14 protein-coding genes and 1 pseudogene are annotated in these 15,636 nt (G+C 65.7%); 4 read left to right on the top strand and 11 right to left on the bottom strand.

Annotated features, from left to right (window positions below):
* Positions 1-63: 63 nt before the first annotated feature.
* The 9 genes from AC3WRN_RS02575 to AC3WRN_RS02535 all read right to left on the bottom strand — a co-directional run bounded on the left by AC3WRN_RS02575 (position 64) and on the right by AC3WRN_RS02535 (position 8,084).
* Positions 64-990: a M14 family metallopeptidase gene (locus AC3WRN_RS02575; protein WP_492621770.1), complete on the bottom strand. Its 927-nt coding sequence runs from the start codon at positions 988-990 to the stop codon at positions 64-66.
* Between the two features lie 139 nt (positions 991-1,129).
* Entirely contained in the window at positions 1,130-2,536 is a 1,407-nt protein-coding gene (locus tag AC3WRN_RS02570) for an alkaline phosphatase family protein (RefSeq protein WP_492621769.1), read from the bottom strand.
* 43 nt (positions 2,537-2,579) lie between these two features.
* Positions 2,580-4,190, bottom strand: a complete 1,611-nt coding sequence (locus AC3WRN_RS02565; protein WP_492621768.1) for a glycoside hydrolase family 30 protein — start codon at positions 4,188-4,190, stop codon at positions 2,580-2,582.
* A gap of 205 nt (positions 4,191-4,395) precedes the next feature.
* A complete protein-coding gene (locus AC3WRN_RS02560; RefSeq protein ID WP_068097090.1) occupies positions 4,396-4,911 on the bottom strand; it encodes a DUF3016 domain-containing protein in 516 nt (171 codons plus the stop codon).
* Positions 4,912-5,165: 254 nt separating this feature from the next.
* Entirely contained in the window at positions 5,166-5,558 is a 393-nt protein-coding gene (locus AC3WRN_RS02555) for an ASCH domain-containing protein (RefSeq protein WP_068097087.1), read from the bottom strand.
* A 122-nt stretch (positions 5,559-5,680) separates the two neighbouring features.
* A complete protein-coding gene (locus AC3WRN_RS02550) occupies positions 5,681-6,082 on the bottom strand; it encodes a tetratricopeptide repeat protein (protein WP_492621767.1) in 402 nt (133 codons plus the stop codon).
* The gene (locus tag AC3WRN_RS02545; protein ID WP_492621766.1) at positions 6,031-6,762 is read right to left on the bottom strand and encodes a hypothetical protein; all 732 of its coding nucleotides are present in this window, start codon (positions 6,760-6,762) and stop codon (positions 6,031-6,033) included. The genes AC3WRN_RS02550 and AC3WRN_RS02545 overlap by 52 nt, the downstream gene beginning before the upstream one ends.
* A gap of 330 nt (positions 6,763-7,092) precedes the next feature.
* Entirely contained in the window at positions 7,093-7,731 is a 639-nt protein-coding gene (locus AC3WRN_RS02540; protein WP_492621765.1) for an ATPase, read from the bottom strand.
* Positions 7,728-8,084 carry a type II toxin-antitoxin system prevent-host-death family antitoxin gene (locus AC3WRN_RS02535; protein ID WP_492621764.1) on the bottom strand — a complete coding sequence of 119 codons (357 nt, stop codon included), beginning with the start codon at positions 8,082-8,084 and terminating at the stop codon, positions 7,728-7,730. Before AC3WRN_RS02535 ends, AC3WRN_RS02540 begins: the two co-directional genes overlap by 4 nt.
* Positions 8,085-8,739: 655 nt before the next feature.
* Here AC3WRN_RS02535 and AC3WRN_RS02530 point away from each other — a divergent pair.
* The 4 genes from AC3WRN_RS02530 to AC3WRN_RS02515 all read left to right on the top strand — a co-directional run bounded on the left by AC3WRN_RS02530 (position 8,740) and on the right by AC3WRN_RS02515 (position 12,228).
* A complete protein-coding gene (locus AC3WRN_RS02530; RefSeq protein ID WP_492621763.1) occupies positions 8,740-9,369 on the top strand; it encodes a GntR family transcriptional regulator in 630 nt (209 codons plus the stop codon).
* A gap of 223 nt (positions 9,370-9,592) precedes the next feature.
* Complete coding sequence (locus AC3WRN_RS02525; protein ID WP_492621762.1) at positions 9,593-9,739, top strand: benenodin family lasso peptide; 147 nt, start codon at positions 9,593-9,595, stop codon at positions 9,737-9,739.
* Positions 9,740-9,790: 51 nt separating this feature from the next.
* Complete coding sequence (locus AC3WRN_RS02520) at positions 9,791-10,477, top strand: lasso peptide biosynthesis B2 protein (RefSeq protein ID WP_492621761.1); 687 nt, start codon at positions 9,791-9,793, stop codon at positions 10,475-10,477.
* Positions 10,477-12,228 (top strand): asparagine synthase-related protein, encoded by a 1,752-nt coding sequence (locus AC3WRN_RS02515; protein WP_492621760.1) that lies wholly within the window; start codon positions 10,477-10,479, stop codon positions 12,226-12,228. Before AC3WRN_RS02520 ends, AC3WRN_RS02515 begins: the two co-directional genes overlap by 1 nt.
* Here the strand turns inward: AC3WRN_RS02515 and AC3WRN_RS02510 are convergent.
* Entirely contained in the window at positions 12,213-14,396 is a 2,184-nt protein-coding gene (locus AC3WRN_RS02510; RefSeq protein WP_492621759.1) for an Atxe2 family lasso peptide isopeptidase, read from the bottom strand. The genes AC3WRN_RS02515 and AC3WRN_RS02510 overlap by 16 nt on opposite strands.
* A 10-nt stretch (positions 14,397-14,406) precedes the next feature.
* A pseudogene (locus tag AC3WRN_RS02505) lies at positions 14,407-15,549 on the bottom strand (TonB-dependent receptor domain-containing protein); the annotation flags it as partial.
* Positions 15,550-15,636: the final 87 nt, after the last annotated feature.

The following is a 15,636-nucleotide window of genomic DNA, read 5'->3' as shown; positions in this document are numbered from 1 at the left end:
CCGGCGAACCGGCGCTGCGCCAAGTCGAAAGCCGCCGGCACGGCAAAACGGCCGGCACGCCGGTCAATGGCCGCCGTGCGCCAGCGCGAAATCGATCGCCGCGCAGATCGCCGTCGCCTGCGCGGCGTTGCACTGTCCCGGCGTCGCCCGCGGGCTGTCGGGGTAGACCTCGGTGGTGGTGCGGTAGTGCGCGTCGGTGATGCCGGCGCACAGGCCCAGCTGGCGGCAGGCGTACTCGATCACGCCATGCGCCACCACCGGCGAGCCGATGATGGTGCCGTCGGGATCGGCCGGCGCGATGTGGGTGACCTTCGCCACCGCCGCGATCACCGCCTGCTGGAAGGCGGGCTCCGGCCGCGCGCTGTCCGCGCACAGGTAGAAGCCGTCCGGGACCGTGCCCGGCGCGTACGGCTTGCCGTCGCGCGCGGCCAGCGCCGGGCGGAACTCGCTCTCGTCGCTGTCGGTGGTCTCGTGCAGGTCGATGTGCACCAGCACGCGATCGCGCAACGGCGCGACCAGCCGCATCAGCGCCGCCGATTCCTGCGCCGGGCTGTCGTCGCGGAACGAGCGGTTCGGGTCGATCGCGTCCGGGTTCCAGCGGTGGATGCGCTCGTAGCCCCACGGGCTGACGCAGGGCGCCACCAGCAGGTTGATCCGCCCCGCATAGTCCGCCGCATGCCGGTCGACGAATTGCAGCGCTCCGTGCACGCCGCTGGTTTCGTAGCCGTGCACGCCGCCGGTCACCAGCGCGATGGGGAGTTCGTCGCGCCAGCCGCGGCTCTCGATCGCGAACAGCGGATAGCTGCCGGAGGCATACTCCAGCCGGCCGTACTCCGCCACGTCGAAGCGTGCGCGCAGCGTCTCGATCACACCCAGCACGTCCGCCGCGTAGCTGCGCTTGATGCTCTGCCGCGAACGCCAGGCCGCCACCTCCGCTTCGCCCCAGGGACGTCCGGGTATGCCGATGGGGTAGAAGGCCTGGGTCGTCATCGCGTGGCTCGCTTCGCTGTGGCGGGGAAGCGAAGCACTTTAGCACCGGACCGGCGACGGCCGCGGCGGCGACCCGATCGCGATGGTCCGCTCGCCATCTGCAGACGCCCCTTGCCGAGCGCGTGGCCCGGCCTTCGGCTCAGCGGCCCGCCGCGGACGCCGCCCGCGCCGGCGCCGAAGCCGCTGGCGGCGATTCCAGGATCCCCGCCAGCGGCTTGCCCTGGACCGTGCCGAGGGAAATGTGCAGGAGCTGCGCGATCGTCGGCGCAACGTCGAGGTTGGGAAAGGCTGGGATTTCGCCCCTGGCCCGAATGCCGGCGCCCGCGGCGATGAAGATGCCCTGCATGAGGGGATTCGAGTTGGGGTAGCCGTGGGCGCCGATTTCCCGGGTCGGCGTCACGAAGTCTCCCGTGTCGCCCTCCTTGAAAGCGTAGCCGTCCGCCGCGTAGAGCAGCAGATCGGGCGCCTGGTCGCTCTGCGCCGGCACCGGCCAGCCTTGCTGCGCCGCTTCGGCGGGAGTCAGCGCCGCGCGGATGCCGGGCTTGCCCGCGAACAGCGATTTCAGCTTTTCGGTCGAGGCTTCCGTGGCGCGCTGCTGGAAGACCAGGGCGAAACCGTCGTCCGGCAGGCAGAAGCTGGGCTGCGCCGCGGAGGCCGCCTGCAGGCCGGCCTCCCTGAGCAGGACGTTGGGGTGCACCAGCCGGCGGACGTTCTGCTGGCCGTGGTCGGAGACGATGATGAAGGCGGTGCGGTCGAGGTCGCCGGCGTCGCGCACCGCGTCGACGACCTCCTTCACGCGGTCATCGAGAAAGCCGATGGTGTTGCGCCCCGAATCGTTGCCGAAGCCCGTCTCGTGCTCGATGTTGTCCAGCGCCAGCAGGTGCAGCAACAGCAGGTCGGGGTGATGCCGCCGGATGATGTCGACCGCCGCGCGGGTGTAGATGCGATCGCGCCACGCCTGGGACGGTTCGCCGAAATGCGCGAGCTGGCCGCGGGTGACGACGCCCTGCCGCACGAGGCTCTGCTCGATGGCGCCGTCGGGATCGGGGTGTTCGGCGAACTGCCAGTCGATGCTCGGTGCGCCTTCGATGGCAACCCAGTCCACCTGCGCCGTGGTGAGGCCGGCCCGGTGCGCGGCGTCGTAGACGGTGGCGGCGGCGACCAGCCGGGACTTCGGCGCCCCCATGTCGATCCGGGGCGGCGTGGCGGTGCGCTGGTTGACGATGAGCCCGTTGACCAGCACGTGATGCCGGCTCGCGTCGACGCCGGTGACCATGGCGGTGTGGTTCGGCCAGGTGACGGTGGGGTTGATCGGCCGCATGGAAACCGCATGGACGCCGCGCTGCATCAGCGCATGCAGCGTCGGCGCGGGCAGCTGCGGCTCGTGCAGGCTGGCCGCGGCGAAGGCGTCCAGGCTGATCACCACGACCTTCGGCCCCCGCGCGGCGGGCGCCGCCTGTGCGCAAAGCGGCAGCGGGACGATGCCCGCAAGCAGCATCGCCGCGGCGGCCACGCTTCGAAGCAAACCGGAAGCTGGGTACATCATGCGACTCCGTCGATGCAGAAAAGGCGCCTGTCGGAACACGGCATCACTCGGCCACCTTGCGTTCGCCGCCGGTCCCGCCGGCGGCCGCGGTGCCGGGCGGCTTTCCGGCCGGCAGCGGATCGACCGGCGATGGGCCCGTCGCTTCCGCGGCGCCGCCTGCCCGGTCCGGGTTCCATTCGAAGGTCGCGACGCTCTGCGGCGGCAACGCGCAGTCGAAACGGGTCCGGCCCTGCTTCACGGAGACGCGGCGCGTCTCCGCATTGCTGTTGACCACCACCAGGACCACCGATCCGCCCGCGGCGTTCTGGAACGCCACATTGTCGATGCCCTTGTCGGTGGCGTTGGAGCCCACGCGGACGGCGCCGGGCAGGACGAACCGGCTGAAGTGCGCGAACGCGTAGTACTCGTCGTTGCGCTCCACCTCGCCCGTGCGCGAGTCGATCGTCACCACGCCCTTGCAGGCATCGCAGCCGCCGAAATGCGGCCCGTGCTGCTCGTCGAGCGCCAGGTTCCAGTACACGACGCCGCGCGCCCACTGCCTGAGCCCAACGAGCAGCAGGTCGCGGGTAAACCACAGCAGCTCGCCGTTCTTGCTGGACTCCCAGTCGCCGCCGGAACACTCGGTGATGTAGGCATCCTTCTTCGGAAACGCACGATGCACCTGGCCCTGCGCATACGGGCTGCCGCTGTAGCAGTGCCAGGCAATGCCATCGACATAGCGCGCGACATCGGGGTCGGCCAGCACGCCCAGGGGTTGCTCCGGCTCGTCCCAGTTGTGGTCCCAGCCGAGGATGAGCGTTCTGGGCTTGCGCCCCGCCAGCGCCGGGCCGAGATACCGCGCGATGATGCGCGCCCGCGTGGCGGCCGGAAAATCCATGCCCGGGTAGGTCTGCGGTATGAAGCCCGGTTCGTTTTGCACGGTCAGCGCGAAGATGGGGATACCGTAGCCGCGGTAGGTGTCGACGTACTTGGCGAGATAGTCCGCGTACGTGCTTTCGAACTGCGGCAGCAACGCCCCGCCGATCAGGTTTTCGCTGTCCTTCATCCACGCCGGCGCGCTCCACGGCGAGGCGATGATGCGCAGCTGGGGGTTGATGGACATCACCTCGCGCACGACCGGGATGACGTCGTGCAAATTGGAGGCGACGTTGAAATGCTGCAGCTCGGGATCGACCTGGCCGGCGGGCAGGTCGTCCAGGGTGTACGGCTGCAGCGAGAAATCCGAGGCGCCGATGGTCAGGCGCAGCATGCCCAGGCCGAGGCCGGGCGGCGGGCCGAACAGCTCGCGCAGCAACGCACTGCGCTGCTGCTCGTTCAGCCGGTTCCGGATCAGCCACGCCGACGAGTCGGTCAGCGCCGCCCCGAAGCCGACGATGGACTGGTATTTCCTGCCGATGTCGACGACCACGTCGGCGGGCGGCGACTCGCCGGCGGCCGCCTCGATGTCGGGCTGCCGCACCAGGCGCAGCCGGCGATCGGCCGTGCTCAACCACAGCTTGACCGCGGCGGTCGGCGAAAGCGGCGTCAGGGTGACTTCAGTCGCCACCGCGAAATGCGCGCGGCGCGGCGCATGAAGGGCAGCCAGTGCGAGCAGGGTCATCAATGCGACGGATGCAACGGCCACCCAGCCGGGAACGCCCTTGCGCTCATCCATGATGCACGCAAACCCCGCCGGCCACGCTGCAGTGCACTTGCGACAACCTCGCGATCACGGAGCCCCCTGGCTTGCGCATGACAAGTCGGTGAAGAGTGCAGCAAAACGGGGGTCAGAGTCGACTTGCAGGCCAAGGTTCGCTCGGACTTGTGATTCCGGTCTCCCTGGACGGGGCGATTCCCGGGAGGAGCGCGCCGGGCGGGCGTCAAAGATTCCCGGCGCCCCGGCGAAGCCAGAGGTCGATCAGGGACTTCTCGTAGCGCAACGAATCCTGGTCGACAGGAGAGCCGCTGCTGAGAAAGGCCGCGTTGCGCAGCTTGCGCTGGCCCTGGCGCAGCACCTTGCCGTCGGCGCCATGCAAGGTGAAGTTGAGGTCGATGCGCGGCGGATAAATGTCCTTGACGATGCGCACGTCGTTGAAGTTGGGGCCGCGCCAGGGCTCGTATGCGCCGGCACGGACCACGTCGGTCACCTCGATGTCCAGCCGCTGGCCCGGCGCCAGGATGCGCGAGGCGCGCTGGACGATATAGGCCTTGAGCGGTTCCAGGTAAGCGTCGGCGTCGACCAGGTGTACCCCGAGGCTGCGCTTCGCCTCGGTGAAGTGCTGCGGGTCCTTGTAGCGCACGCTCACGTTGTCCGGCGGCGTCGCGGCCCGCGCGATGACGGAAGCGAGGGCAAGGCAGGCAAGGCACAGCAGGCGCAGCAGCGAGGAAGATTTCATGACGGCTCTCCCGGAGCAGGACAGGGCGGCCGGAACGGGCGCGTAGCGCGGCCGTGGAGCAGCGAAAACAGTATACGTCCGGGCCAAAGGCGGGGCGGAGAACGGGTCTCCAATCAACTCCCCCGACCCGTCGGCGGTTCCTCGTCGCCGGCGCCCGGCCGGGGCCTGACGCCCCGCCCTTTTCGCGGTGTGATGCCGGCGAAACCTATGGTGGCGTGCTCCTCGCAGAGGCACCTCGCTTTTCGATCGGCCAATCACCCTTGAGCTGGCCCTGGTCGGCCCAGGCGCTCGAGCAATGCATCACTGGCCCGCACCTCGTAAAGCTTGCGCCGGGCAGCGATGCGAAAGGCGCCGCCGATCGGCCGCACATGGGTGACATGCCAGGCCCACATGTCCGGAGTCCATCGGCTGGCACAAGCCGCCTGCAACTCCGATGGCTGCCAGGCATGCACTTCCTCGACATCCACCACGGCGACCGCGATGCCGTCGGGGTCCGTTTCATCCTCCCCGGTGAGGAAGATACGGTTCTCGACGATCAGCAGATCCCGCAACGGCAACCGCGGCGGGCGCCACGTACGGATTTCGAGGGTCTTGCGCCCCGCCGCGATGTTGGCGCCATTCGGAGCGACGATGGAGAGTGCGAGCATCGGGGTTGGGCCTGTGGTCGTTCCGACATGAGCAAACCGGGGCAGCTTATACGGCCAGGAAAAGGGGCTGCGACCCGCTTGGCCATGACCCGCCTGGCCCACCCGAAAACGCGCCCTGTGGCCTAGTTTCTGCCCCCGGCGCTGCTGCGGCCGAGCGCGGCGGCACGGTCCATGGCTCGCTGCGCGTGGCGCTCCTCGCCCAGCTGCTGATAAGCGTGGGCCAGTCCGACGTAGAAACGCGAGTCGCCGTCATAAAGGCGAATGGCCTGCCGGTAGTGCTGCACGGCACCCGCGTAATCGCCCCGCTTCTCATCGTCCTCGGCCTGCATGAACTGGAAGTAGGGGTCTTTCACCTGGGCTTTCTCGAGACGCCGCGCATAGATGGCGCGACGCGCCTCGTCGCCGTTGCTCCGGTACAGCACCACCAGGTTGACAAGCGCACCCGCGTTGACCGGGTCGAGCGCCAGCGCCTTCAGGTAATCGCGTTCGGCCGCTTGCGGGTCGCCCTGGCGCAGCTGCAACACGCCGGCATTGGCCCAGGCGCTGGCATAGCGCGGGGCCAGTTGCAACGCCATGGCCATGTACGGAGCGGCCGCCGCGGGCGAGACGCCGGCAAGCAGCTCGGCGGCGCGGTTGCTGTAGTAGAGCGCCAGCAGACGCTCACCAGATCCCGCGCCACATCCACCGTGAGGCGCGAACGGCCAATGGTGATTCCCGCGTTGACGTGGTTGAACCGGTAGATGACGTCGTCGCCCACGCGCCAGGCCACGATGTCGTCAAGCTCCTGCCCGTAGGCCTGCAAGCCGGACTCGCGTGCCAGCACCACGGTCAGCAGGGTGAAGGTCAGGCAGTTGGCTTTGCGCGTGCGGTAGGCCTGATCGATGGTCAAGGTGGCGTCGGCCGAATACTCCATGCCCAGGCCCGGCTTCTGGAACAGGAAGCCCACCAGCCGCTCCAGTCGCGCCCTTCCAGAACCGCCGGCATCGACGACCTGTTGCTGCAGTTGCGCACGCAACTCCGACGGCACCGCCATGACCTGCTCCGGACGCGGCATCGGCGACACGGCCGGCGTCACTGGCGCGTCCGGCGTCACCGGCGTGACCGGGGGAACCGGCGCGATCGAGGGAACCGGCGCAACCGACGTGACCGGTGCAGGCATGGCAACAAGCCATGCCAGAAGTGCCGCGTACGCCCAGGTCATCATGCCGAAACCCTCCACGCCCTGCGGGCGGGAACGTTTGCCGAGACCAGTCTAGTCCTTCCGCAGGCGCCGGATCAGCTCGGCCATGGGCAGCCGGCGCCAACCGCAATACCGCCCCCGCGCGCCAACATCCTCACCCCCGCGCCTGGACGAACGCAAAGGCGTGTACCTTGCGCCCGGGCCTGCGGCCCACGCGCCACCACGGCAGCCCTGTGCGCCGGCAAAGAACTCCGGAGCGCAAGGTTTGAAGCATCGGATCGCGAAGGTTGCCAGCGTCGGTGGCCAGAGGCATGGCTGGCACCTTTTCGTTCATGCGTCGTACGAACGGCTCGTCTACCCGCGTTCGCTCAAGGCTGCCTCGACCAGTGGCTTGGCCCAGTCGGGCGTCGCCTCGATGGCGGCGGCCGTGTCCGGGAAAAGGATCTTCCCTTCGTGCAGGGCCAGGACCGGTACCGGGTCCGCAATCGATTCCCCCGGCTCGGCTTCCGTGCTGTTGTCGTAGACCGTCAGGGACGACAGGCGGGGAAGCAACGCAACCAGGTTCACCAGGGACGATTCGTACCGTTCGCGGATCTTGCCCTCGGGAATGTCGTGGCCGCCCGAAGCGACGCGAGCCTTCACGCGCGCGATGTGCAGCTCCGGCGAAGCCAGGCCGCAGTACCAGATGACGACGTCGTGCGTGGCAGCCGCCGCCGCGATCTTCGCGGGAACGGTGCGGCCACCCAGGGTGGTCTCGAAGGCATGGCTCGTACCGTTCGCGATGGCCTCGTCGAGGTATCGCGTGCCTTCGCTCCATGCAATGGCGTTGGCCTCCTCCTGGCCGCACCCGACAGCTTCCCGGTACTCGCGCGCGAACGTGTCCGGGTTGAACCAGGGCATCCCGGACACGTCGAGCAGGTGCTGGCCGCCAATGGAACTCTTGCCGGCGCCGTTCACGCCGGCCAGCACATAAAGAACCGGGCGCTCGCTCAATACGAGCCCCCCGCCTTGACCTTGCCGCGGAGCTTCACGGGCTTCCTCGCAGCGGCCAGCAACTTGGCCGCCGCTCCCGGCGCCTTCAGCGCCTTCAGCCGTTCATCGAAGCGCTCACGCAGGGCCTCGAGCGTTGCCTGGTCCCTGCCCCTGGCCTTGTCCAGGGCCTGGATGATCGCCTCGTACTCGCGCGCCGACAGGATGACCGCCTCGGGCGCATCGTGATTGGTCACCACGACACGCCCGCTCTTCTGGACATCGCGCATCACGCCGCGCCAGCCGAGCTTTTTCACATCGGACGCCGGGATCTTCGGCAAGGCGCTGATGGCATCGCGTTTCGTGGCAAAGGACATGGAGATCTCCTGCGTCGTTCCTGGGGCCATAATACCCAAATTGGGAAAATAGGCCATATGCCCAGGAACCTCGCTGCGGGCGAGATTTCTTGGCCACCGGACGACTGCTGCGTGAACCGGCGCTCCTTCCGGTTGGACTCAAGCTCCCGCGTCCCGGTTTCGCCGGGGCCGACTTTTCACCGGACCGCTTCGAAAGCGCGCTGCGCACCCCTGTTTGGACGCACCGGGGGAGATCGCGCCCTTTTCCCGGCTGGTTGGACGTAAGATGTTGCGAGCCGTTATGGAGGGGGTTCATGAAGGCTTGGGTTGCAGCAGGGCCGATGTGGGTTCCGGGCACAGGCACGGTCGCGGCGAAAGACGCACCCCTCGTTCCTGGCATGCAGGGCGCGGACTTTGGCGCCCATTCCCGGCAAGCGGGTTTCGATCGACCACAAGGCGAACCGCGATGACGGCGGCCCGCAGCCTGCGTCCATCTGGAAGGAACGGAGCACCCGACTCCACGATGACCCATGCCGTTCGTACCCATGTGCTCGCCATACCCGCCCGGGCGCTCGCCACTTCGGCGCGCGCCTCGGCCCTGCCGGCAAGTAAAACGGGGACGGGTTCGCTTCCTGGTGGCTGAAGAAGCGAACCCCGTTCCCGGCGGAGTCCAGCTATGGATTCGATCCACTCCAAGAGTGCATTCGCGTACGGACAGGTCAGGCGCGCCCTGCGGTCGGGGCGCTACGCACCCGGGCAGCGGATCGACCCGGTCAGGCTCGCCGCCGAGTTCAAGACCAGTCCTACGCCAGTCCGGTTCGCGCTGTATCGCCTGGTCGGCGAAGCCCTGGTCGTCGATCATGCCCGCGGCGGACTGCACATCCCGTTGCTCACCGAAGTCGCCATGCGCGACCTCTACGACTGGATGGAACGCCTGTTGCTGATGGCATGCGATATCGGTGCAGCACCGGCGGCGCGGAAGACAGAGCCGTTGGAGCTTGCGTCCGCTGACGACGATCTGGTCAAGCTGACGTGGCAACTGTTCGACGCGATCGCCCGCGCGACAGCCCACGGATCCTTGCACCATGCCGTGAAGCAGGCCAACGACCGGCTGGCGCCGATACGCCGTGCCAAGCAAGGATTGCTCGAGCACGGCTTCGAAGAGCTTTCGGAGCTGAACCGGCATTGGCAGGCACGCGACATTCCATCCCTCAAATCCGCACTGCGCGACTACCACGAGCGCCGCAAGCAACTCGTGCCGTGCATCGTGGCCTTGCTGAGCGACGGCAGCGACTACTTCCGCTAGATCTCGCCGATATTCCACCTCGCTGGTCCGCTTTGCGCGACTACAACGGTTGCCCCGCGTCAGCCGAAGAGGCATCGAAGCAGAGCCCGGCATTACAGGACGGCGGTCACGCTTCCCGAATAATCACCGGATGACAGCGCAATAATCATTTGAAAATCAAAATTTTCGACTCCTACGCTGCGCGCGTCATGGGACTGCCATGACGTGACCGTAGGAGACTGAGATGAACACGAACGAGAACATTCGCACCAACCCGCCGGAAGATGTCATCGAGCTCGGCGTCGCCAGTATCGAGACGAAGGGCGGTGCTGGCCCCAGCGAGGCAGGCGGTACCGGCTTTCCGGTGATTCCCGGCATTTCCGAGGAGTAACAACTCCAGGGCGCGCACCATGGTGCGCGCCCTACTCTCGAGGGACAGACGATGCACTACCAACTCAGAGAGGATCTTTCGTACTGTGACGTCGACGGCCACATGATCTTTCTCGACACAGCGCAAGATCGGTACTTCAGGCTGACCGGTCGTCTTGAGGAGGCCATGCGGCGCTTCCGGACACATGAAGACGTCGCTTCCACGCTATTGGAAGACCTCGCGACCACAGGAATTCTTGTACAGGCACAGGACTCGAAAGCGTGGACCACGACAGAAAACATTCAACGCGCGTCCCGCAGCGCAATCGAGCAACCCGCCGCGATCATGCATAACCGGCTCAGCCTGACCGTCGTCTTCGAAGTCATGGCGATCATCTGGTCGACCCGTCGCCAGCTGAAGACTTGCTCACTCAAAGCGAATCTCGACGAAGCCAGCGCATACCGCGATAGAAAAACAGGTCCACACGAGGTCTCTACGCCCCCAGATCTTGAGGACAGCCTGCTCCATGCAAACTGGCAATTCGTTCGTGCGCGCCGCTATGTGCCCATTGAGCCGATCTGCCTCCTGGATTCCTTGTCCTTACTCCGGTTCCTTTCGCGGCGGGGACTGTCGGCGAACATCGTCTTCGGCGTGACGCCGGAGCCTTTCGCAGCGCATTGCTGGGTACAAGCCGGCGACATTGTCTTGAATGAAACACTCTCCGACGCCAATGCGCATACTCCCATCAGGAAGGTCTGATGAAATACCGTTACATCATTCTGCTCGGCGGAAGATTGAACGGAAACGCCGACCACATGCTTCCGCTGCTGGACGGCTCCCTGCGCGCCGCGGGAATGATCTGCAAGCTTCAGTCGGCCTCGGCCATGGTCTTCACCTCCGCCGATGCCCCTACCCTTGTGATACCCGGGCACGGCCTGATCGTGGGCCAGGTGTTCTCCAGGAATGGCCAGCGAATCGCATCCCCTTTGGATTTCGATGGCTCGGCAAGCGAACTCAGCGACCACCTGCTACGGAACACCTGGGGCGAATATCTTGCCGTTTGTATCACCGGCGAAGACAAATCGCAGATCACCTTGCTGCGCGATCCTTCCGGCGCTGTCCCATGCGTCTATTCGCTCGCCGATGGCGAAGGGTTCATCACCTCGGACATCGGCCTCGCAGTGGAACTGGGACTCTATCGCCGCGAAGTGAACTGGCATGCTGTCGCACACAGCCTCAACTTTCCCTACCTCAGGACGGCGCGTACAGCACTGAGGCATGTTAGCGAATTGCTTCCGGGCTGCACGCTGACTTGCCGAGAGAGAAATGCTTCAGCCAGCTCCTCGTGGTCGCCGTGGCGCTTCGTGGAAAAGGGCGTCCGGCACGAGGATCCTCGTGTGGCAGCCCAGGACGTCCGAGCCGCCGTATCCAGGGTGGTCAGGACGCTATCGTCGCTGGACGAGAGGTTCGTCGTCGAGTTATCGGGCGGGCTGGATTCCTCCGTTGTTGCCGCGTGCCTGAGCGACGCCTCGCTGCGCGCCGTCTTCTGCACGCTGGTCATGCCCGTGACCGGAACTGACGAACGCCCATACGCCCGGATGGTGACGGATACATTGGGCCAGGAGCTAATTCCTGTAGAAGTGGGATTCGACAATGTCCGCTTCGAATTTCCCGTACTACGCTCGTCCGTCGTTCCTGCGATCGGAATTCTGCAGAACGCCATCAACGAAGCCTGGGAGGCAGCAGGCGCCCGATATGGCGTGGACGGCTTCTTTTCGGGTGGCGGTGGCGATACCGTCTTCTGCTACTTGAAGACCGCCGCGCCCGCCGCCGACGCGTTCAGGGAGCGGGGCGCAATGGCAGGCATCGCTGCCATCGGAGACCTAGCAGCCCTTCACCAATGCACGGTCTTCAAGGCCGGCCGATTGACTCTCAAGAAAATGCTGCGACGACCACGCATGGCATGGAAAGAAGATCGCTCGCTGCTCAACCCAGCTTGTGCGACAGCAACGTCGGAGCATCATCCTTGGATGGACGCGCCTCCGGGCGCACTGCCCGGCGATCGCGAGAAAATTCATGACCTGATCGGGACTCAGCTATTCAGGGATGCCACACCTCGCGGCGTGGAGCGTTCCATGCACTTTCCGCTGCTGTCTCAGCCGGTCATGGAAGCATGCCTTAAAGTCCCGACCTGGATGTGGATCGCCGACGGTCGAAACCGCGCCGTCGCCCGCCACGCCTTTGCCGATCGCCTGCCGCGCGGCATTCTCGATCGACGCAGCAAAGGCTCGTATACCGGCTACATGGCCGCCGTCTATACGCGCAACAAGCTGAAGATGCGCGAATTCCTCGACGAGGGGCAGCTGTGCGCACATGATCTGCTTGACCGCTCCGCACTGGCAAATTTCTTTGCAAGAGAACTTGCGCCCAGGGACCTGTCGTTTCTTCGCATCTTCGACCTGTGTGCGGCCGAGAACTGGGCGCGTCGACAAGGTCAGGACCCATCGTGAGCCCCCGCGCCAAAACGAGACTTTGCGGCCTTCTTCTTCATTCCACGCCAGATGCGGTATTGCCCGGCTTTGTCCGGACTCGGATCTTCATACCCCTGCAACCAGAAGCGGAACCAGTCGACGTTGCGCTCGTACACAGCCAGTTTGTGCCTGGGCTGGAACTTGATGTGAGGCTCGTCCGGGAACACGTAAATATCCGCTTGGTGCCTACGCACCAGCGGTAGTGCATAGTCCAGGGCCATCCGGTATTCCTGCTCGATCATCTGGAACAGGATCGGTGCCTTGATCCTGTCGAGTTGATACACGGGCGATATTTCCCTCCACCGTTCAGGTGTTTCGTCTGGCGCGCCAAGCTGCCACAGTTTCAGAAGGTTGGAACGGAAGGCATCCCGCAGGCTGTTGAACAGATAGTAGGTCGGCGTCACCGACATGCTGCTGACGGACGCGGCGCTCACCACATCCGAATGTGCCAGCGTCCACAACGTCACCTCGCTGCCATAGCTGAGTCCACCCATGCCCACGCGGGTCCGATCGACGCGCCCCTCTGCGGACAGGAGCTTCACGACGCTCTCGACGGCCGCGCGCCCCTGGTCGTGACGCGCAACAAAGTCGATTCGAAATTCCGGGATCGCGTTGATGCACAGCGCCGAAATGCCGTGCTCGGCCAGGGAAGCAAGCGGCCACTCGTCACCCAGCCCGCCACGCAGAAATCCGTAACAGTTATAGAACGTCACGAACAACGGCGGCGGATGGCCGACGCTCCCTCCGCGCGCCTCGAATAACTGACCGGTGAACTCCCTTCCCTGCTCATCCTTCCAGCGGATCAGCCTTGCCGGCACCGCGGCCGATATATCGGCCTCCAACCCATTGTTCGGCGCGAACAGGATCCGCCGATGGCCGCTTGCCACATCGATCGCCTCGAGACGTGGCGGGCGATCGGCCTCGGCCGCGACGCACACCAGCGTGTCGGAGGACAGCGCGCAGGGAATATCCCAGTAGCGCTGGCTTCCGCTGACAAGCCCATCGGAAATCACGATCAGCCGCACCGTGCCCGTTACGACGTTCCATCCGTAGATCGACTGCGCGCGCCCCTTGTCATAGTCGGTGGCCGTGAACAGGACCTCATCGCTCCCGGGCCGCCATTGGATATCGCTGATGTGTTTGTGGCGGCACAACTCGGCCATGCAACGGATCGGATGCGAAGCGTGCCTGTCCGGCAGCATGGCCAGCTCGACGTCGAGGCTCAACAGCAGCCCCTTCTCCTTCTTTCCAGGCATCAGCACCGCAATGCGCCCATCGCCTGGATGCTGGGCGATCTTCGTCGGCGTCGGCAGATCAGGCGCAAGATCGGCCGTCGTCAGCGGGCGCGCCGGCAGCTCCGATGCGGACAAGTCCCGGGTCGCCATCTTTGTCAGGTCGACGGCCTTCCAACGGTCCGGCACCTTCGCCAGCAATGGCCCGGTCGAGAACCAATCCCCCAGGAACCGCTGCGTGGTCGGTCGCCCATCGAGCTTGTTCGACCGGAACAGCCCGGCAGCAATAACCACCGTGTCGTCGATGCGGATGCCGCGGTCGTACTCGGACTCTTCTGCGGCAATGACCTCTTTCCGTGTCGCGCCGATGCTGTACTTCAGCGTTTGGCCATCGCCGCTCAGCGTGAAATCCCGCACGTCCGCCGTATCCGACGTCACCGCGCGAGCCCCGGAGCCATCCGCTGCCGCGCGCCAAACGGAGACGCGGCCATCGAGGCGGGCGCGATAGTAGATCCACCTCCCATCCGGCGACCACACGGCCGGTGATGGCAGCACGAGACCGCTGACGTACTCGCGCAACGGCACACCTCCATCCGATACACGGCGTGGCGGAGATTGCCCATCCAAGCCCTGTACGTACCACGTGGTGTCGTACGTGTTGCGTTCGATCGAAGCCTGCTCGGCCCGGAACGCCACGTACCGCCCATCGGGTGAGATCACCGGGTTGCCCAGGTCGGTCACCTCCAGCAGGCGCCGCGGCGAGATCGTCTCCGCGGGCGACGGCCCGGCGACAGCCACGCCCAATACCAGGGCAAACGCCGGAACCCAACACGTATGGCGCTTCCTGGTCGAGGGATCCGAGCGCACGCGTGACATCACGGCCGCCCACGGAGCCGATTGAAGAAAAAATTGCATGACCCCTCCCCTACCAGCGCTTGGAAACCGAGACGCTGACGAAGCGTCCGATCGCCGAGTAGTTGGTGGCGTCGTACGGCACGTATGTCGCGACCGCAGCGGTATAGAGCGGAGGCGCGCGATTCAGCAGGTTCTGCACCGACAAGCCGAGCGTCAGCCCCGAGAAAGCGCCAGCACGTTCGCCGACGTCGTAGTTCATCGCGGTATCTATCGTGGTGAACGAAGCGGTCTTCTCCGTCACCGTCGCGAGGCGGTTGGTCACGCCGCTGGTGTAGTTGACGAAACCCGACGCGGTGAAGCCCCCCGATGCCCAGACCGCACCGACGCGGCCATTGAGCCTGGCCGGATTGAAGACAGTGCCGGCGAGTGCGTGTTCGGGCTGTCCGGCGCTGGTCGTCTGCGTACTGTCCAGCCAACTGGTCGAACCGCGCATCGTCAGCTGACCATCGCCGAGATCGAAGCGGTACGAGCCCGACAAATCGACGCCCTTGATCCGTTGCCGTGCCGCGTTCACGTACTGGTCGCGGATGATCGCCACCACCTTGCCTGGGTCATAGGCGACACCGGACAGGTTGTAGAAAGCGCTGTCGTAGACCGCGAGAAGACCCTGAATCTGCTTGAGCGTCGGCGACCGATCCACAAAGTCCGCATAGGTCGGGTTGCTCAGCGACTGCAGGTAGTTGACCGGTTCGACCACCCGATCGGTGTAGTCGATGTCGAACCAGGTGAGCTCTGCGTCCAGTCCGGGCAGCGCCTCTGGATGCAGGGCCAACGAAGCCGTCGAGGTCCGTGCCCGCTCGGCGTGAAGGTCGGCGTTGCCGCCATAGGACATCAGCACGGTGGCATCGGAGGGACCGCCGCTGGCGCCCACCGCAGAGGCACTCCACAGAAAGGCGACCTTGTTCTGATAGCGCTGCAGCAGCGTCGGCGCCTTGAACGATTTCCCCCAGGAGGCCTTGAATGTGAAGTCGGCGGTCGGGTCGTAGATCACCCCGAACTTCGGTGTGGTCACCCGGCCAAAGCTGTCGTAGTCCTCGCCACGCATCGCGGCACTGAATTCCAGGCGATGGATGCCCGGGATACCCGAAGCAGGCGAGACGATCGGAACATTGAGTTCGGCGTAAGCGAACCGGGCTCGTTCGTCGCCGCCGTAGCGACTGCCGGGGTTCTACCCCGTTAACGCGGACACTTCTAAGAAGACCGATCATGGTCAAAAAGGAGTGTCATGTCCAAGCGAAGA

The organism is Rhodanobacter sp. FW101-FHT13A11 (assembly GCF_058790335.1).
Note: the sequence above shows the minus strand (reverse complement) of the source record. Positions and strands in the feature narration are given on the sequence as shown.

Excerpts from the sequence above, each read along its gene's own strand:
- AC3WRN_RS02575 (WP_492621770.1), bottom strand. The coding sequence starts at position 990 with ATGACGACCCAGGCCTTCTACCCCATCGGCATACCCGGACGTCCCTGG.
- AC3WRN_RS02570 (WP_492621769.1), bottom strand. The coding sequence starts at position 2,536 with ATGATGTACCCAGCTTCCGGTTTGCTTCGAAGCGTGGCCGCCGCGGCG.
- AC3WRN_RS02565 (WP_492621768.1), bottom strand. The coding sequence starts at position 4,190 with ATGGATGAGCGCAAGGGCGTTCCCGGCTGGGTGGCCGTTGCATCCGTC.
- AC3WRN_RS02560 (WP_068097090.1), bottom strand. The coding sequence starts at position 4,911 with ATGAAATCTTCCTCGCTGCTGCGCCTGCTGTGCCTTGCCTGCCTTGCC.
- AC3WRN_RS02555 (WP_068097087.1), bottom strand. The coding sequence starts at position 5,558 with ATGCTCGCACTCTCCATCGTCGCTCCGAATGGCGCCAACATCGCGGCG.
- AC3WRN_RS02545 (WP_492621766.1), bottom strand. The coding sequence starts at position 6,762 with ATGATGACCTGGGCGTACGCGGCACTTCTGGCATGGCTTGTTGCCATG.
- AC3WRN_RS02535 (WP_492621764.1), bottom strand. The coding sequence starts at position 8,084 with ATGTCCTTTGCCACGAAACGCGATGCCATCAGCGCCTTGCCGAAGATC.
- AC3WRN_RS02530 (WP_492621763.1), top strand. The coding sequence starts at position 8,740 with ATGGATTCGATCCACTCCAAGAGTGCATTCGCGTACGGACAGGTCAGG.
- AC3WRN_RS02525 (WP_492621762.1), top strand. The coding sequence starts at position 9,593 with ATGAACACGAACGAGAACATTCGCACCAACCCGCCGGAAGATGTCATC.
- AC3WRN_RS02520 (WP_492621761.1), top strand. The coding sequence starts at position 9,791 with ATGCACTACCAACTCAGAGAGGATCTTTCGTACTGTGACGTCGACGGC.
- AC3WRN_RS02515 (WP_492621760.1), top strand. The coding sequence starts at position 10,477 with ATGAAATACCGTTACATCATTCTGCTCGGCGGAAGATTGAACGGAAAC.
- AC3WRN_RS02510 (WP_492621759.1), bottom strand. The coding sequence starts at position 14,396 with ATGCAATTTTTTCTTCAATCGGCTCCGTGGGCGGCCGTGATGTCACGC.